Source organism: Streptomyces sp. NPDC059567 (assembly GCF_042735655.1).
GTDB lineage: Bacteria > Actinomycetota > Actinomycetes > Streptomycetales > Streptomycetaceae > Streptomyces.
In genome coordinates this window covers 11,531-31,509 of the sequence record NZ_JBHWBS010000093.1, presented here as the reverse complement: position 1 = coordinate 31,509, position 19,979 = coordinate 11,531, and the positions used below count along the sequence as shown (strand labels likewise).

14 protein-coding genes are annotated in these 19,979 nt (G+C 72.1%); 6 read left to right on the top strand and 8 right to left on the bottom strand.

Annotation, left to right across the window (positions count from 1 at the left end; all coding sequences use genetic code 11):
• Window positions 1-107 precede the first annotated feature (107 nt).
• From ACFVZW_RS30170 to ACFVZW_RS30155, 4 genes are all read right to left on the bottom strand, one after another.
• Window positions 108-1,853, bottom strand: coding sequence for an LCP family protein (locus tag ACFVZW_RS30170; protein ID WP_384527818.1), 1,746 nt, complete (start codon window positions 1,851-1,853; stop codon window positions 108-110).
• Between the two features lie 50 nt (window positions 1,854-1,903).
• On the bottom strand, window positions 1,904-3,700 hold the full coding sequence (locus ACFVZW_RS30165; protein WP_384527815.1) for an LCP family protein: 1,797 nt from the start codon (window positions 3,698-3,700) through the stop codon (window positions 1,904-1,906).
• A gap of 249 nt (window positions 3,701-3,949) precedes the next feature.
• The gene (locus ACFVZW_RS30160) at window positions 3,950-5,191 is read right to left on the bottom strand and encodes an LCP family protein (RefSeq protein WP_384527812.1); all 1,242 of its coding nucleotides are present in this window, start codon (window positions 5,189-5,191) and stop codon (window positions 3,950-3,952) included.
• Between the two features lie 185 nt (window positions 5,192-5,376).
• Window positions 5,377-6,129, bottom strand: coding sequence for a TIGR03089 family protein (locus ACFVZW_RS30155; RefSeq protein WP_384527809.1), 753 nt, complete (start codon window positions 6,127-6,129; stop codon window positions 5,377-5,379).
• A gap of 137 nt (window positions 6,130-6,266) precedes the next feature.
• Between ACFVZW_RS30155 and ACFVZW_RS30150 the strand changes: the two genes are divergently transcribed.
• The 3 genes from ACFVZW_RS30150 (at window position 6,267) to ACFVZW_RS30140 (ending at window position 10,057) form a co-directional block, all read left to right on the top strand.
• A complete protein-coding gene (locus tag ACFVZW_RS30150) occupies window positions 6,267-7,676 on the top strand; it encodes a peptidoglycan recognition protein (RefSeq protein WP_384527806.1) in 1,410 nt (469 codons plus the stop codon).
• 134 nt (window positions 7,677-7,810) lie between these two features.
• Window positions 7,811-8,893 carry a sugar phosphate nucleotidyltransferase gene (locus ACFVZW_RS30145; RefSeq protein WP_384527803.1) on the top strand — a complete coding sequence of 361 codons (1,083 nt, stop codon included), beginning with the start codon at window positions 7,811-7,813 and terminating at the stop codon, window positions 8,891-8,893.
• Between the two features lie 186 nt (window positions 8,894-9,079).
• Window positions 9,080-10,057 carry a DNA-3-methyladenine glycosylase family protein gene (locus ACFVZW_RS30140; protein ID WP_384527800.1) on the top strand — a complete coding sequence of 326 codons (978 nt, stop codon included), beginning with the start codon at window positions 9,080-9,082 and terminating at the stop codon, window positions 10,055-10,057.
• Window positions 10,058-10,083: 26 nt separating this feature from the next.
• On the opposite strand, the gene ACFVZW_RS30135 is transcribed toward ACFVZW_RS30140, so the two are convergent.
• The 3 genes from ACFVZW_RS30135 to ACFVZW_RS30125 form a co-directional block, all read right to left on the bottom strand.
• Window positions 10,084-11,538 carry a coenzyme F420-0:L-glutamate ligase gene (locus ACFVZW_RS30135; protein ID WP_384527797.1) on the bottom strand — a complete coding sequence of 485 codons (1,455 nt, stop codon included), beginning with the start codon at window positions 11,536-11,538 and terminating at the stop codon, window positions 10,084-10,086.
• Entirely contained in the window at window positions 11,535-12,491 is a 957-nt protein-coding gene (gene cofD / locus ACFVZW_RS30130; protein ID WP_384527794.1) for a 2-phospho-L-lactate transferase, read from the bottom strand. The genes ACFVZW_RS30135 and cofD overlap by 4 nt, the downstream gene beginning before the upstream one ends.
• A gap of 65 nt (window positions 12,492-12,556) precedes the next feature.
• On the bottom strand, window positions 12,557-13,066 hold the full coding sequence (locus tag ACFVZW_RS30125; protein WP_384527791.1) for a cysteine dioxygenase: 510 nt from the start codon (window positions 13,064-13,066) through the stop codon (window positions 12,557-12,559).
• A gap of 661 nt (window positions 13,067-13,727) precedes the next feature.
• Between ACFVZW_RS30125 and ACFVZW_RS30120 the strand changes: the two genes are divergently transcribed.
• The 3 genes from ACFVZW_RS30120 to ACFVZW_RS30110 all read left to right on the top strand — a co-directional run bounded on the left by ACFVZW_RS30120 (window position 13,728) and on the right by ACFVZW_RS30110 (window position 19,318).
• Entirely contained in the window at window positions 13,728-13,991 is a 264-nt protein-coding gene (locus ACFVZW_RS30120; RefSeq protein ID WP_015033978.1) for a WhiB family transcriptional regulator, read from the top strand.
• 183 nt (window positions 13,992-14,174) lie between these two features.
• Window positions 14,175-17,798, top strand: coding sequence for a glycosyltransferase family 2 protein (locus ACFVZW_RS30115; RefSeq protein WP_384527787.1), 3,624 nt, complete (start codon window positions 14,175-14,177; stop codon window positions 17,796-17,798).
• Window positions 17,795-19,318: a DUF5719 family protein gene (locus ACFVZW_RS30110; RefSeq protein ID WP_384527784.1), complete on the top strand. Its 1,524-nt coding sequence runs from the start codon at window positions 17,795-17,797 to the stop codon at window positions 19,316-19,318. Before ACFVZW_RS30115 ends, ACFVZW_RS30110 begins: the two co-directional genes overlap by 4 nt.
• 231 nt (window positions 19,319-19,549) lie before the next feature.
• Here ACFVZW_RS30110 and ACFVZW_RS30105 read toward each other — a convergent pair whose 3' ends face one another.
• Window positions 19,550-19,885 carry a metallopeptidase family protein gene (locus ACFVZW_RS30105; RefSeq protein WP_384527781.1) on the bottom strand — a complete coding sequence of 112 codons (336 nt, stop codon included), beginning with the start codon at window positions 19,883-19,885 and terminating at the stop codon, window positions 19,550-19,552.
• Between the last annotated feature and the right edge of the window lie 94 nt (window positions 19,886-19,979).

Sequence of the window (19,979 nt, the reverse complement as noted above, 5' to 3'; positions counted from 1 at the left end):
CCCGGCAACAACTGGGGGGCCCCCCACGGGGGTTTCCCCCCCCCCAACCCCCGCGCCGGGCGGCCCGGGGGGGGCGGGCCCGTCGCCGTTCGTTCCGTGGAGGGGCGTCAGCTCTTGCTCTTGCCGTCCCACTTGTAGACGGAGTAGACGTCCATGCAGTCCGTCTTGTCGTCCGCGCCGTCCGGCAGGTCGCCCTCCTCGTGCTTCGGCTTCTCGTACGTGGCGCCCTCGCGCCAGTCCCCGCCGATCACCAGGGTGATGCTCTCCGCCTTCGCGTCCGCCCGGACCGCCGAGTCCGGCAGGCCGAGGGCCTTGGCGACGGACAGGGCGTCCGCCTTGCCCTGGTCGCCGGCCGCCTTCGGGTACTTGACCACCGTGTCCTTGCGGGGCTCGGCGCTCTGCGAGGCCTTCGCCTGCGTGAAGCCCTTGCCCTTCAGGGTCGTCGCCATGCCGTTCGCCCGGCCGTCCACGGACATCTGACCGTCGACACCCGTGCCGTTGACCACCGTGATGCCCAGGGTGTTCGGCGCGGCAGCGGTCGGGCCCTTCGGCTTCGGGGAAGCGGAGGCGGAAGGCTTGGCGTCGGCCGGGTCGCCGTTCTTGTCGAAGGCGACGTCGTCGCGGAGCATCGACCACATCTTGTCGGCGGACGCCGGGACCACCTCGAGCCACTCATTGGGCCTTGCCGGATAGGGCTTCGTCGGGACCGTGGCCGTCGTGAGACGGTCGAGCTTCACGTTCTTGAGCTGCATGGACAGATCGAAGAGCTTTGCCACCGTCTTGATCTCGTCGGAGACCTGAAGCGCCTTCGTGGCGGTCTCCGCCAGACCCATCAGCCGCCCGGTGTCGGTCCAGGCGTTCTGCTCCTGGAGCTTCTCCATCATGCCGTTCATGTACATGTGCTGGGCCTTGGCGCGGTTCTGGTCGCTGCCGAAGGCGTGCCGGGTGCGCAGCCACTGAAGTGCCTGCTCGCCCTTGATCTCGGTGGTGCCCTTGGGCAGCTGCAGCCCCGAGCCGCCCTTCTGGAGCCTCGTGGACTTGTCCCACACTCCGGTGTTCACGCAGACCGGGACGCCGCCGACCTCGTCCGCCATCGCCACCACACCCGCGAAGTCGACCATCATCCAGTGGTCGATGTAGACCCCGGTGAGGCTCTCCCAGGTGGTCAGGGTGCAGCCGGGACCACCGCGCTGCAGTGACTCGTTGATGGGCCGGTTGGCCGTGGCGGCGTACGACGTGCCGTCCTCGCCCGTGCACTTCGGGATCGAGACGACCGTGTCACGCGGGATGGAGATGATGTTCGCGTTCTTGCGGTCCGCCGAAATATGCAGCAGCATCTGCACATCCGCGAGCGGCTTCCGGTCCCGGTCGTTCTTGCCACCGCCGAGCGCCACGTTCTTGGCGTCGGCCCGGCTGTCCGAGCCGATGAGCAGGATGTTGAGCGGGGTGTCGCCGAGCGCGTTCGGCGCGGCCTTCTTGACGCCGCTGTCGCCGCCCGCGCGACCGCCGCTGCGGATGTTGCTGTTGAGGTGCTGGTAGTACAGGTATCCGGCGCCGGCCGTCGCGAGTATCAGCAGTGACAGGGTCGCGGCGACCCAACGAAATATCTTGCGTTTCCCGCTCTTCTTGGCGCGCCTGCGCGGACCCTTGCGCCGGTGACTCGTGCGACCTTCGCCGCCGCCCCCACCGCCGCCGCCTTTGTCGCCGGCGTCGCCCGCACCGCCGCCGGGAGCGTGGGTGCCCTCCCCGACACCCTCGCCCCCGTCGCCGTAGAGACTCTCGTCCCAGCCCAAATCGCGGGCGTGCGGAACGCGTCCACGCGTCCCCTCCCTGCGCACGCTGCTCTGTCCCACCCCTGGTCCCCTCGTTTGTCAGGTGTGTGCCGCGACCCGGTGCTTCCGGGTCACTGGGCGCACACCTTCTTGTCGGCTTCCACCTTGTCGACGTCCGGCGCCTTTACCGGACCGGTGATGGGCACCCCCGCGCCCTTGAAGTCGGAACCGAGGACGAGCGTCATGGGCTCACGCTCCCCCGCGTCCGTGGTGCCAGGCTTGAGCGCACTGGCGGGCAGGCCCATCATGTCCGCGAGCTTGCGGGCCTGATCGGCCTGGTTCGGTGCGTACGTGAGCGTGGTCTTGGCCGCCTTCTCGGGGGCGTTGGCCTTGTTCGTGGACCGCGTCACGCCCTGATCGTTCTGCAGCCAGTCGATCGTCTTCTGCGCCGCGCCCTGGATGCCGCTGCCGTTGAAGACGTCGACGCGTACGTCGGCGGCCTTGGCGCGCGTTCCCTGGAGCAGCTTCGCCTCGGCCTGCGCCTGGGCGTTCTTGGCGTCCTTCTCCTTCTTCTTCACCTCGGTGAAGGAGACGTCGTTCTGCACCATGTCGAAGACCTGCGGAGCCTTGGTCTGGTCGAGGACGACGGTCGCCCGCTTGGTCGGCGGTTCGTCCGGGTTGTCGACCACGGGAACGGTCATGAAGCTGATGTTCTTCAGGTCGACCTTGCCGAGCTCCTTGGCAAGGGTCGTCAGCTTCATGGCGGTGCCTATTCCCTTGTCCACGGTGAGCGCCTTGGTCGCCGCGTCCGCCACCGAGTACAGCTTCGTCGGACTGTCGAGCGTCTCTTCCTTGAGCTGCCGGATCATGGATGCGAGGAACTGCTGCTGCATCTTGATCCGGTCCAGGTCGCTCTCGTTGCCGAGACCGTGGCGGTTGCGGAGGAACGCGAGCGCCTGCTCACCCTGGACCTTGTGCTCCCCCGCCGGGAGGTTGAGCTTGGAGTAGTCCTTGTCGTGGATCGGCTTGCTCAGGCAGACCTTCACGCCGCCGACCGCGGCCGACAGCGTCTTGACGGCGTTGAAGTCCACCATCATGAAGTGGTTGATCTCGATGCCGCCCGTGAGCGCCTTGACGGTGCGCATCGTGCAGCCCGGGTCCCGGCCGTTGACGCCGAACGACTCGTTGAACTTCGTCTTCGTGCCGGAGCCACGGATGACCTTGGTCGAACCGTCGGCCTGCTTCGTCGGGCAGTCCGGGATCTCGGTCTTGAGGTCGCGGGGGATGCTGATCGCCGTCGCGTTGGTGCGGTCCTCGGAGACGTGGAAGAGGAACGTCGTGTCGGCGTGGCCGGTGACGTTGTCCTTGTTCCCGTAGCTCGTGTTGCCCTCGCCGGTGCGGATGTCGTTGCCGATGATCAGGATGTTCAGCGGCCCCTCCATCGTCTCGCCGCCGGAGGCGGCGTCACCGACGTCGACGGTGTTGAGGTTGCCGTTGAACTTGTTGTAGAGCGCGTACGCGCCCGCCGCACCGGCCACGAGCACGACGGCCATCGTCCCGCCGGTCCAGAGCAGGACCTTCTTCTTGCGGGACTTCTGCGGCTTGCGCTTGCGACGACCGGCCGACGGCGGTCCGCCCGCGGGGCCCTCGGGGGCACGGCGGCGGCGCTGGCCGGGAACGGGCGCCTCGGTCGAGGTCCGCGAACGCTCGCCGGTCCGGGAGCTCTCGCCGGTCCGCGAACGCTCGGCGGCGCGTGAACCCTCGCCGGTTCTCGGGCCCGGAGTGGTGGCGCCGCGGGGGCGGGACTGCGGCGTCGACTGCCCAGCGGAGTGGTTCAGTCGCAGTTCGTAGTTGCCCGTCTGCGGGTTGAGTACCCACTGGTCGGCGGGGTCGATCTCGTCCGCCTGTCCACGGCTGTGCGCGTCCACGGTTACTTGAATCCTCCGTCGGTGCCACGCGAGGCGCCTACCCCGTCGGGCGCTCGGTCGTTCGATCCGTATGAGTGCGCGACCACGCGGTCGGGAGCACCGGATCGCGTCACACTATCCGCCCAGTTCAGCGCGGAGCGACGTCCGTGACAAATTCCACGCCCCTTACAACTGGGCAATTTGCTCAAACCTCATCCACCCCATCCCTCCCCTTGGACTCCCCTTTACTCGCCCTCCCCTAGACCTCCCCTAGGGGCACGCTCCTTCCGCCGCGCTGCGTCCCGAGAACGTCGGCGTCGGCACCGGGCTCGGCGAACCCGCGTCGTCCGGTTTCCTGTTGCCGTCCGTGTCCCCGCCTGCGCTCTCCGACGCCGAGGGCGTCACCGTCACGGGCCTGTCCTCGCGGAGCCGCTTGAAGAGTTGACTCGCCTCGGGTTGTACGAGTTCGTCCCGATTCGCGTTCTGCGTGTACGGCCGCCGCGGCACCGTGAGGAACTGCACCTTCTCCGTGGGGATGGCCCGCATCGAGCGCGCCAGGTCGTACAGATCGCGGAGCGAGTCGAGCCCCGGGTCGGTCGTGATGGACTTCGTCGCCGCGTCCAGGACCGGGTACAGACGGGTCGGATTCAGCAGGACGCCATTGCTCTGCACCTTGTTGACCAGGGCCCCCAGGAACTGCTGCTGGCGGTCCATGCGTTCCGTGTCGCTTCCGTTGCCCAGCGACTTGCGGGCCCGTACGAACCCCAGCGCCTGCTCGCCGTGGAGCGTCTGGCGTCCGGCCGGCAGCTTCAGCTTGGCGTCGGAGTCGTCGATCGGCTCCTTGAGGCAGACCTCCACCCCGTCCACGGCGTCGACCATCTTCTTGAAGCCGCGGAAGTCGATCACCATGTGGTGGTCGATCCTGATCCCGGTCAGCCGCTCGACGGTACGGATCGTGCAGGCCGTGCCGCCGATCTCGAAGGCCGAGTTGAACTGGGCGAATTGTTCTGATGTGCGCGTTCCGTCCGGTGTGCGACACGTGGGCATCCTCACCATCAGATCGCGCGGGATGGAGACGGCCGTCGCGCTCTTCTTCTCCGCCGCGAGATGCAGCAGGATCGTCGTGTCCGAGCGCTGCGTCCCCTTGTCCCTCCCGTACTGGGAGTTGCCGGCGCCGGTCCGGGTGTCGGAACCGATCAGCAGGATGTTCCGCGCGGACGAGGCGACCGGGCTCGGGCGCTCCTTCTCGTACGCGCGCAGTTCGGCGGCGGCCGTGGTGTCGGTCGTGATGTTGTTGTCGAGCTTGCGGTAGAACCACCAGCCGGCACCCGCCGCGGCGAGGACGACGGCCGAACACCCGAGCGCCGTCCAGCGCAGCCAGTGCCGCTTGCGCGGGGCGTCGCCCTCCGTGGCGCCCGCCCCGTCCTCCGCGTCGGCCTCTCCGTCGGTGCGGGGCGTCTCGTCCCCGGCCGGGGGGTCCGGTTCTGCGGGCGTGCCGGCACTGTCCGTCACGTCTGAGTCCATCCTTCATGGCGTCGGCAGCGCGCCGGGCCGCCGGTCGCTGAGATAGACGGTCGAACCTGACGCTTGGTTGTGCCGGGGAGGGTGCGTACCCGCCGATCATGTACCGGAGTTGAGGCGCAGACCCGGGGACTCGGCGAGTCGGTGCGCCATACGGGTGGATCCGCCGCGGGCGGTCAGGCCGCGGTCGCCGTGACCCGCTCGCTCTCGACCCGCTTCTCGAGCGCCTCGGGCGCCAGTTGGTCCAGGTTCCGGCACAGGACGACGGAGCCCCCCGCCGCCAGCGGCGCGTACAGCCCGGCGGAGAGCCCGTCCCAGCTGTCGTACGCACGGCCGGAGAGCAGTCGAGCCCCGGGCGCGAGACCGAGGGCCCCGGCGTCCGCGCGGGCCCGCTCCACGAGCTGGGCGCCCGTCAGTTCCACACCGTCGACCACCAGCGCGGGCGCGTCCGCGTCGACCGGGACGAAGGGGGCGAACCGGTCACCCTGGCTCGGCACCTCCACCGCGTAGTCCGCGTAACCGGCGGGCGGGGCCGGGAAGCGGCGGCCCAGGGGGGCGAGCGAGAGCGCGATGCGCTCTCCCGAGCAGGCCAGCCCCGCGTCGAGGGTGTCGGGCCCCGCGACGACGTGGTCGGCGTCCGCCGGGTCCCCGCCGATCTCGGCGGTCACGCCGACCGACGAGCACGCCAGCAGCCAGACGGCCGTCTGCCAGTGCGCGGGAAGCAGCAGCGCGAGCCGGTCGCCGGGGGAGGCGGAGAGCTCGCCCTGGAGCAGATTGGCGGTCTTGGCCACCCAATTGGCGAAGGTGGCGACGGACAATTCGACGCGCTCACCGGTGGCGTCGTCGTAGAAGGTGACCAAGGGGCGGGCGGGGTCCGCGGCGAGCGCGGATCGCAGCAGGTCGGCGGGGGTGCGGTCGCTGGCGTTCACGCGGGCAAGGGTACGCGGGGAGGTCCGCGGGGAGCCGCCGTACCGGTGACACCGTCCACCGGTCGGCCCGATGGCCCGTCAGTTTCCGGGTGGAATCCCGCCGTGCGGAACGGCCCGGGGCTGCGGACGATCGCCTCATGCGTGCCAACCTTGTCTCCTCGATCGCCGTGACATGCGCGGCGGCTCTCGCCCTACCGTTGTCCCTCGCGACCCCTGCGGCGGCGCTGCAGCCGGGTGCGCCCACCAAGCCGACGGCGGTTCCGACCGTCGTCGATCCCGCCGCGCCTGCGGCGCCACCCGTTGTCGATCCCGCCGAGCGGGAAGCGGCGCCGGCCGCCGCCGCCTCGGAGACGGACGTCGCCGGATCCACCCAGTCCCTGCCGCTCGCGCCGCTCGGGAACGGCCGCCGGGCCATCGGCTCCGCCGCGGGGGCGGCGCAGGGCCTGGCCCGACGGGACGTCAGACCCTTCTCCCTCGTGGGGGTCGTCTGGGACGACGTCCAGGCGCACCTGCACGGCACCGTCCAGGTCCGCACCCGGGCGACCGGAAGCGCGGACTGGTCCGCGTGGCAGAACGTGGAGATCCACAACGACGACCACGGGGCCGACCCCGGCACCGTCGAGGCAGCGGGCTCGGTCCGCGGAGCCACCGCGCCGCTCTGGGTCGGCGACTCGGACGGCGTCGAGGTCCGCGTACAGCCGGATCGGTACGAGGAGCTCACGGCCGAGGCCGAACCCCTCCCCGCCGGGCTCCGCATCGAGCTGGTCGACCCCGGCCCGGAGCCCGCCGCCGACCCCGGTCCCCGGACGCGTGTGGGGTACGGGGCGCCCACGGCGCACCGCGCGCCGACCGTCGAGGAGGCGGCCGCCACCTCCGTCAACGCCCACCTCGCCCCGGTCGGTACGGCCGCGATCCCGGCCGCCGCCGCTGCCGCGAAGCCGTACATCGGACCCCGCCCGAAGATCATCACGCGGAAGGGCTGGGGGGCGAACGAGAAGCTGCGCAAGGGAGGGTTCGTCTACACCAAGGCGGTCAAGGCGGCCTTCGTCCATCACAGCGCGACCGGCAACAACTACACCTGCAAGCAGGCGCCCTCCGTCCTGCGCAGTATCTACCGCTACCACACCCAGAGCAGCGGCTGGCGTGACTTCGGCTACAACTTCGCCGTCGACAAGTGCGGAAACATCTACGAAGGACGCGCCGGGGGCGTGGCCAAGCCGGTCCACGGCGCTCACACGCTCGGTTTCAACACCAACAGCATGGGCATCGCCGTCCTCGGCACCTACAGTTCGACGACTCCGCCGGCCGCCGCGGTCAACGCCGTCGCGAAGCTGACGGCGTGGAAGCTGGGGCTGCACGGGGTGAATCCGAAGGGGAAGACGACGCTGGTCTCGGCCGGCGGAAAGTACAAGAAGGGCAAGAAGGTCACGTTCAACAGCATCGCGGGACACCGTGACGGCTTTGCCACGGCCTGCCCGGGCGCACGCCTCTACGGGAAGCTCGGCACCGCGAGGACCACGTCGGCGAAGTACCAGGGACGGCCGTGATGGGGGCACCGGCCGGAGCGTCTGCATAAACTGACCGGTCATATCGCACGGACGAGCGGACAAGCCGAAAAGCGGACGAGCCGACAAGTGGACGTGCGACGAGACCGGACCCGGACAGGAAGCAGAGACGACAGGTGACAGAAGCGATCCTCCTGGTCGGTGGCAAGGGCACGCGGTTGCGGCCCCTGACGGTCAACACGCCGAAGCCGATGGTTCCGGCGGCCGGCGTTCCCTTCCTGACGCACCAGCTGGCGCGGGCCAGGGCAGCGGGTGTCACGCATGTGGTGCTCGCCACGTCGTACCTGGCCGAGGTCTTCGAACCGCACTTCGGGGACGGCTCGGCGCTGGGGCTCAGCCTGGAGTACGTCACCGAGGAGGAGCCGCTCGGTACGGGAGGCGCGATCCGGAACGTCGCCTCGCGCCTCCACTCGGGCGCCGACGACCCGGTCCTCGTCTTCAACGGCGACATCCTCACGGGCCTGGACATCCGGGCCCTGGTCGCCACGCACGCCGACTCGGGGGCGGACGTCTCCCTGCACCTCACCCGGGTCGACGACCCGAGGGCGTTCGGCCTGGTCCCGACGGACCCGACCGGCCGGGTCACGGCCTTCCTGGAGAAGCCGCAGACTCCGGAGGAGATCGTCACCGACCAGATCAACGCGGGGGCCTATGTCTTCCGCCGCTCCGTCATCGACACGATTCCGGCGGGCCGCCCCGTCTCGGTCGAGCGGGAGACCTTCCCCGAACTGCTGGCCTCCGGCGCGCATCTCCAGGGCCTGGTCGACTCCACGTACTGGCTCGACCTCGGCACCCCGCAGGCGTTCGTCCGCGGCTCCGCCGACCTGGTCCTCGGCCGCGCCCCGTCCCCGGCGGTGCCGGGCCGCTGCGGTGACCGCCTGGTCCTGCCGACGGCCCGTGTCGCACGCGACGCCAAGCTCACGGGCGGCACCGTGGTCGGCGACGGCGCGGTGGTCGGCGCGGGCGCCCGGATCACGGGCTCGACGGTCCACGCGGACGCGGTGGTCGAACCGGGCGCGGTGATCACGGACTCCCTGATCGGCGCGGGCGCCAGGATCGGCGCGCGTACGGTCCTCACGGGCGCGGTCATCGGCGACGGCGCCCACGTGGGCCCGGACAACGAACTCCGCGATGGCATCCGCATCTGGTGCAACGCGGTCCTCCCGGCGGGCACGGTCCGCTTCTCGTCGGACCAGTAACGCCGCCCCTGCCGTTGCGGGCATACGTTCCGCTGGGGCGATGGGGGTCCCCCGGACGGAGTCCGGGGGAGGGTGGGCACAACGGACGGCGCCTTTGTGGGCGCGTCCGCCCCCGTGCGTCCGGCGACCACGGGGGCGGTGCCTTGTCAGGTCCGCCCGCCGCGGGGGCCGGATACGCTCATAGACATGGCCGGCCGCTTCCCACCCCGCACCCCCACGACCCGCACCACCGTGCGCGGCGGCCACGTCCCCGTACCCGGCCCCGCCCCGGAGGCCCCCGCCTCCGACGCCGTCGACCTCGGCCTCACCCTCGGCCCCCTCCGGCGCGGCCCCGCCGACCCCACGTTCCGTACGACCCCCGACGGCTCCGTCTGGCGGGCCAGCCGTACCCCCGAAGGCCCCGGCACGCTCCGCGTCGCCGTCCGCGCCGGAGCCGTCGAGGCCGAGGCATGGGGCCCGGGCGGCGACTGGCTCATGGACGGTCTGCCCCGACTCCTCGGCGCCGACGACGACCCCGCCGCCTTCGTCCCCCGCCACCGTCTCCTCGCCGCGACCCACCGCCGCCGTTCCGGCCTCCGGCTGACCCGCACGGGCCTGGTCATGGAGTCGCTGATCCCGTCGATCCTGGAGCAGAAGGTCACCACCGACGAGGCGTACCGCGCGTGGCGTCTGCTCGTACGGAAGTACGGCGAGCCCGCCCCCGGCCCCGCCCCGGACGGGATGCACGTCATGCCCGACGCCCCCACCTGGGTCCGGATCCCGTCCTGGGAGTGGCACCGCGCCGGCGTCGACGACAAGCGCGCCGCCACGATCCTGCGCGCGGCGAGGGTCGCCCGCCGGATGGAGGAGGCCGCCGCGATGGAGCCCGAACAGGCCCAGCAGCGCCTGGAGTTGATCCCCGGGATCGGACCCTGGACCTCAGCCGAGACGATCCAGCGCAGCAACGGCGCCCCGGACGCGGTCACCGTCGGCGACCTCCACCTGCCCGGCATCGTCGGCTACGCGCTCGCGGGCGACCGCACGACCGACGACGCGGCCATGCTCGAACTGCTCACCCCCTACGCAGGACAGCGCCACCGCGCGGCCCGCCTGATCCTCCTCAGCGGCCGCGTCCCCCCGCGCCGCGCGCCCCGGATGACCCCCGGGAACATCGCGGCGCTCTGACGCTCGGAGCGGTCACCGGGAGGGCTTCAGCGCACCTCGATGAACTGCCCCGCCTGCCGTGCCGGCCGGTCCTTCGGCGGCGCCGCCGGGTGTCCGACCGCCACCGCGCCCATCGGGTCCCAGTCCTCCGGCAGCCCGAGGACCTCGCGTACGACATCACGGCAGAACATCGTCGAGGACACCCACGCCGAGCCGAGCCGCTCGCCGGCCAGCGCCACCAGGAAGTTCTGTACGCCCGCGCCCGCCGCGACCACGAACATCTCCCGCTCCGCGGAGTCCCTGCGCGGGTCGCCGTAGTGGTGCGAGCCGTCCATCACCAGGCACGGCACCACCAGATACGGGGCGTTGCGCAGCACATCGCCGCGGCGCACGCGCTTGGCGATGGACTCCTCCGACTTGCCGTCCCGCCGCAGGTCCGCGATCCAGGCCTCCCGCATCGCGTCGAGGAGCCGCAGCCGCGACTCGGGCGATTCCAGGAGGACGAACCGCCACGGCGTGGTGTGGTGCGGCGCCGGAGCCGTGACGGCCGCGGAGACGGCACGCCGTACCGCGCCCGGGTCCACCGGCTCGTCGGTGAACTCCCGGACGGTACGCCGCAGGGTCACCGCCTCCCGCACGGCCTCCGAGGTCCCGAGCCGGAACATGTCGTCGGCGGCGCCGCGCACCAGAGCCCGGGCGCCCTCGTCGAAGGAACCGTCCACCACGTGCGGCAGACCCCGGACGACGGCGACCGGCCGTCCGTTCGCCTTGCCCTTCACCAGGTCGCCCGCGGCGGCGAGTTCGTCGGCGGTGGCGACGACGGTCGCGCTGAGCGGATTGCCGTACGCGTCCGTGCCGCCGCGCAGGTCGTCGAGGACGCGCACGCCGGCCGCGCCGATGGCCACGTCGGTCAGACCGCTGCGCCAGGGCCGCCCGAAGGTGTCCGTGACGACGACACCGACGTCGACGCCGAGCGTGTCCCGCAGCCCCTCGCGGATGGCGCGGGCCGAGGCGTCCGGGTCGACGGGCAGCAGCAGCACCGTTCCGGCGGGGGTGTTGGAGGCGTCGACCCCGGCCGCGGCCATGACCAGACCCTGCCGGTTCTCGACGATCCGCAGGGTGCCGCGGCGCGCCACCACCCGTACCGTCTCGGCGTCGATCGCCTCCTCCCGGTCGTCGGCGGCGATCACCCGCCCCTCGGCCTTGCTCACGATCTTGGACGTGACGATCAGGACGTCTCCGTCCTGGAGACCGGGGGAGGCGGACGCGATCAGCTTGGCGAGATCGTCCCCGGCCTTCACCTCGGGCAGCCCGGGCAGCGCCCACACTTCGTACCGCGCCTGGGCGCGGGCCGCGTCGTCGGCTCCGTCGTGGGCGAACGCTCCGACGGGGCCGGGGGTCCCCCCCGCCGGAGGCCGGGGGAGGGTGGGCGCGACGCCTTCGGTGCGGGGCCCGCTCCCGGTCCTCGCTCCCCGAGCCCCCGCGCCTGACCCGCCCGTCATCCGCGGAGCTCTTCCGCCAGCGTCAGCGCCTCGCGCGCCATCGCGGCCGTCGCGTCCAGGTCCGTCATCATCAGCGGCACCGCCCGGCAGCGGATGCCCGCCGCCTCGACGTTCTCGACCGTGCCCGCGTCGACGGTGTCGACCAGCCAGCCGTCGAGGAGCCCCGAGCCGTAGTGCTCGGCCACCGCCGAGGCCGTGGACTCGACGCCCACCGCCGCGAGAACCTTGTCGGCCATGCCCCGCACGGGCGCGTCGCCGACGATGGGGGAGAGGCCGACCACCGGCACGTCCGCCTCGGCGATCGCCTCGCGGATGCCCGGTACGGCCAGGATCGTGCCGACCGACACGACCGGGTTGGACGGCGGGAAGAGGATGACGTCCGCCTCCGCGATGGCCTCCAGGACACCGGGGGCCGGCTTCGCGGCCTCCGCGCCGACCGCGACGACGGCCTGCGCGTCCACGGACGCCCGCAGCTTCACCCAGTACTCCTGGAAGTGCACGGCCCGGGACTCGCCGTCCACCTCGATGGCGACATGGGTCTCGACGCGGTCGTCGGACATCGGGAGCAGGCGCACGCCCGGCTGCCAGCGGGCGCACAGCGCCTCGGTGACGGCGCTGAGCGGGTATCCGGCGCCCAGCATCTGCGTGCGGACGATGTGGGTCGCGAAGTCCCGGTCGCCGAGGCCGAACCACTCCGGGCCGACGCCGTACGCCGCGAGCTCCTCCTTCACCGTGAAGGACTCGTCCTCACGGCCCCAGCCCTGCTCCTCGTTGATGCCACCGCCGAGGGTGTACATCACCGTGTCGAGGTCCGGGCAGACCTTCAGTCCGAAGAGATGGATGTCGTCACCGGTGTTGCCGACGACCGTGATCTCCGCGTCGGGCGCGGCCTGCTTGAGGCCGCGAAGGAAGCGGGCACCACCGATGCCACCGGCCAGAACCACAATGCGCATGCGGACAGTCTGTCAGGCGCGGCCTGATCCTTTGAGGGGTGGTGGCCGGGTGACGGGAGGGCCTGTCAGGCGGTGACGACACCGTGGGTCGCCGGGGCGCACTGCGCCTGGAGAGATTCGTGCATCGGCATGTCGGTGAGACCGGGGTAGTAGACGTGCAGGCTGACCGCCGGTTCGAGGGAGTCGTTGACGACCTCGTGGACGTACCCCGGTGCGAAGACGCGCTGCGCGCCTCCCGTGAGCGTCCGTACGCCCCGGTCCGTGCGCTCCGTCAACTCCCCTTCGAGGACGGTCAGTACGCCGGAGGAGCGGCCGTGGTCGTGGAGTCCGCTGCCCTGGCCGGGCACCCAGGAGAGCAGCCAGACCTCGTAGCCGGGGCCGGTGCGCAGCCGGTGGTACCAGCGGGTGGTGGCGTCGTACTCGACGTAGGGGGCCCACTGCGCGCGGTCGGCGGCGATGGAGCGGGCGAGGCCGGCGAACTCGGCCACGGTGGCGGGGTGCTCGCGGGCGGGCTGCAGGAGGTGCGGGACCTCAAGGATGTCGCCGGCGATCTGAAGGTCGCTGTCGCTGTTCATGGGTGCGGTGGTCCTCGGCAGAAACAGAAGTCAGTGCTGGGGGTCCCCACGGACGGAGTCCGGGGAGGGTGTCGCAAGGAGAAAGCGGAGAAGACGCTGGAGCTCTGGGGCATCAACAGCTGGAACAGCAACAGCAACAGCGCGCCTGGACAGCGCGGCGGTACCCACGGGCGTGGGTCGCGGCGGTCGCTGAGGTCGCTGGCATGGCATCAAAGGTGACGGGCGAGCCACCCGACTGTCAACCCAATGCCCGTTTTGGGGGTAATGTTTCACCTCATCCGGTTACAGCGCCCGGAGAAAGGTTTGTTCAGTCGCTGAGCGGGAGACATGGCGCAACATCCGTTCCCGTAAACGCGGCTGGGGTCCCGTGATCAGACTGTGATCCGGATCGCTTCCGTGGCTGGATCGCAACAAGATCCATGTCTGGGGCGTCTCCCTTCATGAGAGGGGGAGCGGAGCGGACAGGCCGGTGGCATGTGTCGCGTTTTTGGTGATTTGAACACTTTCCGCATAACCTTGGTTCCGCAGAGTGAATACCGGGCCCAATAGCAGATTCCGGCTTGACTCGCACAGAGCACGAACTTGTAATTTCACTCGTGTCGTTCGGCCGAAATCGGTAACGGCAACATCACGGGGACGCAAAGACGGACGAGGGGCGCACATGACCGAGTTGTTCCAGGAACTGCTGGTCGAGGACGCGGACGAGGAACTCGGCTGGCAGGAGCGCGCACTGTGCGCCCAGACCGATCCCGAGTCCTTCTTCCCCGAGAAGGGCGGCTCGACCCGCGAGGCCAAGAAGGTCTGCCTCGCCTGTGAGGTCCGCTCCGAATGCCTCGAATACGCCCTGCAGAACGACGAACGATTCGGCATCTGGGGCGGCCTGTCCGAGCGCGAACGCCGCCGCCTGAAGAAGGCCGCGGTCTGACCGGCGCCCCGACCCGCGCCCACGCGTCAAACCGCTCACACCTGTACACAACGAACGGTCCGCCCCCTGTGCTCTGTCCACAGGCGGCGGACCGTCCTCTTTGACAGCCGTTAGTGTGGGGCCCCGTCCGAGACGTACCCACGCCCCCTGCGGGCGACCCCCGGCCGGAGGGCCCGTACCTCGATGTCCTCAACTCCTGAGTTCCCGCGACACGTCGTCACCGCCGTGCTCGTCGCCCACGACGGCGCCCGCTGGCTGCCGGACGCCCTCGCCGGGCTGCTCGCCCAGGAACGCCCCGTGCAGAACGTCGTCGCCGCCGACACCGGCAGCGCCGACGACTCCGCACAGCTGCTGACCGACGCGATCGGCGCCGACCGCGTCCTGCACCTCGCCCGCCGCACCGGATTCGGTGCCGCCGTCGAGGAGGCCGCCCGCACCGCCCCCGTGCTCGGCCCCGAGGACCTCACCTATCTGAAGCGCCCCAGCGGCTGGGACCCGGTCAGCAGGACGTGGAGCGACGACGCCTACGACCTGCCCGAACTCCCGCACGGCGAGCCCGTGCAGTGGCTCTGGCTGCTCCACGACGACTGCGCCCCCGAGCCCGACGCGCTCACCGAACTGCTGCGCGTCGCCGACTCGGACGCGTACGCCGCCGTCATCGGCCCCAAGCTGCGCGGCTGGTACGACCGCAAGCAGCTCCTCGAAGCCGGTGTCTCCATCGCCCGCAGTGGCCGCCGCTGGACCGGACTCGACCGCCGCGAGCAGGACCAGGGCCAGCACGACCAGGTCCGCTCCGTCCTCTCCGTCTCCAGCGCCGGAATGCTCATCCGCCGGGACGTCTTCGAGGAGCTCGGCGGCTTCGACCGCCGCCTGCCCCTGATGCGCGACGACGTCGACCTGTGCTGGCGCGCCCACTCCGCCGGCCACCGCGTCCTCGTCGCCCCCGACGCCGTCCTGCGCCACGCCGAGGCCTCCGCCCGCGAACGCCGCACCGTCGACTGCGCCGGCCGCTCGGTCGCCAACCCGCACCGCGTCGACAAGGCCGGCGCCGTCTACACGCTGCTCGCCAACGCCCGCGGCGCCGCCCTGCCCTACGTACTGATCCGGCTGATCCTCGGCACCCTGCTGCGCACCCTCGCCTACCTCGTCGGCAAGGTGCCCGGCCAGGCCGTCGACGAGGTCATGGGCCTCTTCGCCACCCTGCTGCGCCCCGAGCGGATCCTCGCCGCCCGTAAACGCCGCAAGAACCCCGCCGTCGCCGCGAGCGAACTGCGCCCGCTCTTCCCGCCGCCCGGCGCCACCGTCCGCGCCACCGCCGAACAGATCGTCGCGAACTTCGGCGGCTCCGACGCCGATTCCGGTGGCTCCCGCCACGGAGTCGTCGAATCCGGGCCCGGCGGCGACGACGCCGACTTCCTGGAGATCGAGCAGTTCGCCCGGTTGAAGAAGATCGCCCGCAAGCCCGGACCGGTCCTCTTCGCACTGCTCCTGCTCGTCTCCGTGGTGGCCTGCCGCGGCCTGTTCGGCGGCGGCTCGCTCGCCGGCGGCGCCCTGCTCCCGGCCCCCGACTCCGTCTCCGAGCTGTGGGGGCGGTACGCGGACAGCTGGCACGCCCTCGGCACCGGCGGCACCCAGACCGCGCCGCCCTACCTCGCCGTCCTGGCCGCGCTCTCCGCGCTCTTCCTCGGCTCCACCTCCTTCGCGCTCACCGTGCTGCTTGTCTGCTCGGTCCCGCTCGCCGGCTTCACCGCCTACTTCGCCGCGCGCCCGATCGTCGAGTCCCGGCTGCTGCGCGCCTGGGGCGCCATCGCCTACGCCTTCCTGCCCGCCGCCACCGGAGCGCTCGCCGCCGGCCGCCTCGGCACCGCCGTCCTCGCGATCCTGCTCCCGCTCATCGCCCGCGCCGCCGTCGCCGCCCACGGACTGACCGGTCAGGGCCGCGGCAGCTGGCGCGCGACCTGGGCGTACACCTTCCTGCTGACCTTCGCGACGGCGTTCACCCCGATCGTCTGGCCGCTCGCCGTCGTCCTCGGTCTCGGCGTCCTCGCCCTGCGCCGCTCCGACATCACGGCGTACGGACTGCGCTTCCTCGCCGCCGTCGGCACCCCGGTCCTCGTCCTGGCCCCCTGGTCGCTCTCCCTCCTGACCAGCCCCTCCGCCTTCCTGCGCGAGGCCGGCCTCGACATCCGCACGGGCACGGCCTCCGCGCTCGACCTGCTCGGGATCAGCCCCGGCGGCCCCGGCACCACCGGCGGCCTCCTCCTCGTCGGCATCGTGCTCGCCGCCCTGGCCGCGCTGCTGCGCGAGGAGCGCCAGTTCGCCGTCCGCGTCGCCTGGGCCGCCGCCCTCGCCGGACTCCTCTTCGCCGTGATCTCCAACGGCGCCGGGGACACCGGCTGGGCCGGACCCGCCACCCTCGTCTACGGCGCCGCACTGCTCGCCGCCGGCATGATCGGCGCCGAGGGCGGACGCACCCGCGTCGCCGCCCACGGCTTCGGCTGGCGCCAGCCCGTCGCCGCGCTCATCGCCTTCGCCGCCGCGCTCGGTCCCGTCGTGGCCGCCGCCGGCTGGATGATCGGTGGAGCCGACGGCCCGCTGACCCGGCGCGACCCCGTCCAGGTCCCGGCGTTCGTCGCCGAGGAGAGCAACAACCCCGACCAGCCCCGCACCCTCGTCCTCGGCGGCACCTCGCCCGACGAGGTCGAGTACACCCTGGTCCGCGGCTCCGGCGGCCGCCTCGGCGATGCCGAACTGGCCGCCGCGGCCGACGACGACCCGCGCCTGGACAAGGTCGTCGCGCACCTGGTGGCCGGCTCCGGAGCCGACCAGACCCAGGAGCTCAGCGGCTTCGCGATCCGCTACGTCCTCGTACGCGACGGGGCCCCGCGCCAGATGAGCCGCGTCCTCGACGCCACCCCCGGCCTCAGCCGGCTCAGCCAGCTCGACGGCAGCGCGCTCTGGAGCGTCGACCGCGAGCGCGTGGTCGCCCGCGCCACCATCGTCCCCGCGGCGAAGACCGCCGACCCGGCGAAGGCCACCGAGGAGTCGGTCAAGCCGATCGCGGTCGCCGCCGGCCCCGTCGAGGCGCACACGAAGATCCCGTCCGGCACCGCCGGCCGCGTCCTGCGCATCGCCGACCGCGCCGACGAGGGCTGGACCGCCACCCTCGACGGCAAGGACCTGAAGAAGACCACCGTCGACGGCTGGGCCCAGGGCTTCGAACTCCCCGCCGAGGGCGGCAAGCTCGACCTCACCTACGACCAGCCGCTCACCCACACCCTGTGGATCTGGGCCCAGGTCGGCCTCGCCGTCGTCCTGCTCGTCCTCGCCCTGCCCGGGCGCCGCCGTGAGATCGACGACGACCTGCCCGAGGAAGAGGTCGCCATCCCCGCCCAGGCGATGGAGGGCGACGGCCGCCGCGCCCGTCGACTGCGCGCCGCGGCCGAGGCGGAGGCCGCTGCCACGGCGACCGAGGAAGCGGCTCCCGAGCAGGAGCCCGTGCCGGTTCCCCAGGAACAGACGTACGCCGCCGACTGGGACGGCCAGTACGACCCGGCCTACGCCCAGCAGCAACAGCAGCAGGAGGAGTACGCCCAGCAGGGCTACTACACGGAGTACGCGGCCGACCCGTACCAGCAGCAGTATCCGCAGCAGTACGACCAGTCGTACGAGCAGCAGCAGTACGACCCGTACCAGCAGCAGGGGTACGAACAGCCGCAGCAGCCGTACGAGGAACAGCAGCAGTACGACCCGTACACCTACGGCTACGAGACCGAGCAGCGTCCCGACGGGAGCAGCAACCAGTGAAGCGCACCACCCTCTCCCTGATCGCGGTCGCCACCACCCTCGCCGCCGTCACCGGCTTCGCCGCCCTGACCGCGCCCGACGGCACCGTCAAGGTCCCGCCGGTCGCCACGGGACCGATGCCGGTCGAACGCTCCAGCCTGCTGTGCCCCGCGCCCAGCACCTCCGAAGTCGCCGAGACGGACTACACCTCGTACACCCCGGCCGGAAAGGGCGCCGTCGGCGCGGCCGCCAAGGGCGACACCGCCGCCAAGGCCGAGCTGAAGCCCGCCCCGCTCGCCGCCACCCCCGGCGGCACGCCGGCGAAGAAGCCCACCGCCAAGGCTCCGGGAACCGTCACCGAGCCGGGCAAGCCCGTCGGCGCCGAGGCCAACGGCGGCGCCGCACCCGCCCTCACCGGCGCGGCGACCGGAGCCCTCGCTCCCGGCTGGACGGTCCAGCAGACCACCGTGGTCCCGGCCGGCGGCTCACGCGGACTGCTCGGCGTCGCCTGCTCCGCCCCCGACACCGACTTCTGGTTCCCGGCCGCCTCCACGGCCAAGGAGCGCCAGGACTACGTCCACCTCACCAACCCCGACGACACCGCCGCCGTCGCCGACATCGAGCTGTACGGCCCCGAGGGCGCGCTCAAGTCGCAGCTGACCGAGGGCATCCCCGTCCCGGCCCACTCCAGCGTCCCCGTCCTGCTCTCCACCCTCACCGGTGAGGCCCCGAAGACGGACGTGACCGTCCATGTGACGACCCGCAGCGGGCGCGTCGGCGCGGTCATCGGCTCCGCCGACGACAAGCTCGGCAGCGACTGGCTGCCCGCCTCGGCCGACCCGGCCGGCACCGCCGTCCTGCCCGGCATCCCGTCCGACGCGACCTCGGTGCGCCTGGTGGCGTACGCGCCGGGCGACGACGACGCGGAGCTGAAGATCCAGCTGGTCGGCGAGAACGGCACGATCGTCCCGGCGAGCGCGCAGTCCCTGCACGTGAAGTCGGGCATGACCGCGTCCGTCGACCTCCCCGACCTGACCCGGGGCGAGACGGGAGCCCTGCTCCTCACCCCCTCGGACCCGAAGAAGGCCACCCCGTTCGTGGCCGCGCTGCGCGTCGTGCGCGGCAAGGGCGACAAGCAGGAGGTCGCCTTCGTCCCCGCTACCGCGGCGATCACCGCCCGCGCCACCGTCGCCGACAACCGCGCGGCCGGCTCGACCCTCACCCTCACGGCGCCCGGCGCCGCGGCCCAGGTCAAGGTCACGGCATCGGCGGGTACGGAGGGCGGCACGACGGTCTCCAAGACCGTCACGGTCAAGGCGGGCACGACGACGAAGGTGACCGACGTCGTCCCGGCCGGCCTGAAGGGCTCCTACGCACTGACGGTCGAACCCGTCGCGGGCGGAGGGCCGGTCCACGCCGCCCGCGCCCTGGCGCTCCCGCAGGACGGCATCCCCATGTTCACGATCCAGACCCTGGCGGACGACCGGGGCATGGTGCAGGTCCCGAGGGCGAAGCAGGACCTCTCGGTCCTGGACGACTGAAAGCCCGGACGACCGTCGTCGTACGACTGACGCCTGGACGACCGAGGCCGGGTCACCGACGTCGTACGACCCGGAAGGCCACCGACGGCCGGGCGACCGGGAAGACCCCCGACGGCCGGGCGACCGGGAAGACCCCCGACGGCCGGGCGACCGGGAAGACCCCCGACGGCCGGGCGACCGGCAAGGGGCGCCGGCGTTCCCCCGAAGGTGGTCGGCGTTCCCCCGAAGGGGTCAGTCCTGCCCGTATCGGGGATCGACCGACTCGGGGGAGAGCCCCAGAAGCTCGGCCACCTGCTCCACCACGACCTCGTGGACGAGCAGCGCCCGTTCGTCACGGTTCTTCGAGCGGATCTCGACCGGTCGCCGGTAGACGACGATCCGGGCGGGCCCGTCCTTCTCCGCGGGCGCGGCCCCGCCCAGAGGCACCGACTCGCCCGGCACCGAGGGCGGTACGTCGAGGACCATGAACTCGACGTCCGCCAGCTGCGGCCAGCGCCGTTCCAGGCGCTCCACCGAGTCCAGGACGAGATCGCGGAACGTGTCGGCCCGGGTCGCGGACAACGGCACCTGCGGCGGGGGGGGGGGGGGGGGCGCGCCGCGACCCGCCGCGGGGCGCGGCCCGCGCGCGCGCCGCGCCCGCGCGCGCCCCCGCACGCACCCC

Coding starts and splice junctions, on each gene's coding strand:
- ACFVZW_RS30150 (WP_384527806.1), top strand. CDS start 6,267: ATGCGTGCCAACCTTGTCTCCTCGATCGCCGTGACATGCGCGGCGGCT.
- ACFVZW_RS30140 (WP_384527800.1), top strand. CDS start 9,080: ATGGCCGGCCGCTTCCCACCCCGCACCCCCACGACCCGCACCACCGTG.
- ACFVZW_RS30135 (WP_384527797.1), bottom strand. CDS start 11,538: ATGACGGGCGGGTCAGGCGCGGGGGCTCGGGGAGCGAGGACCGGGAGC.
- cofD (WP_384527794.1), bottom strand. CDS start 12,491: ATGCGCATTGTGGTTCTGGCCGGTGGCATCGGTGGTGCCCGCTTCCTT.
- ACFVZW_RS30125 (WP_384527791.1), bottom strand. CDS start 13,066: ATGAACAGCGACAGCGACCTTCAGATCGCCGGCGACATCCTTGAGGTC.
- ACFVZW_RS30120 (WP_015033978.1), top strand. CDS start 13,728: ATGACCGAGTTGTTCCAGGAACTGCTGGTCGAGGACGCGGACGAGGAA.
- ACFVZW_RS30115 (WP_384527787.1), top strand. CDS start 14,175: ATGTCCTCAACTCCTGAGTTCCCGCGACACGTCGTCACCGCCGTGCTC.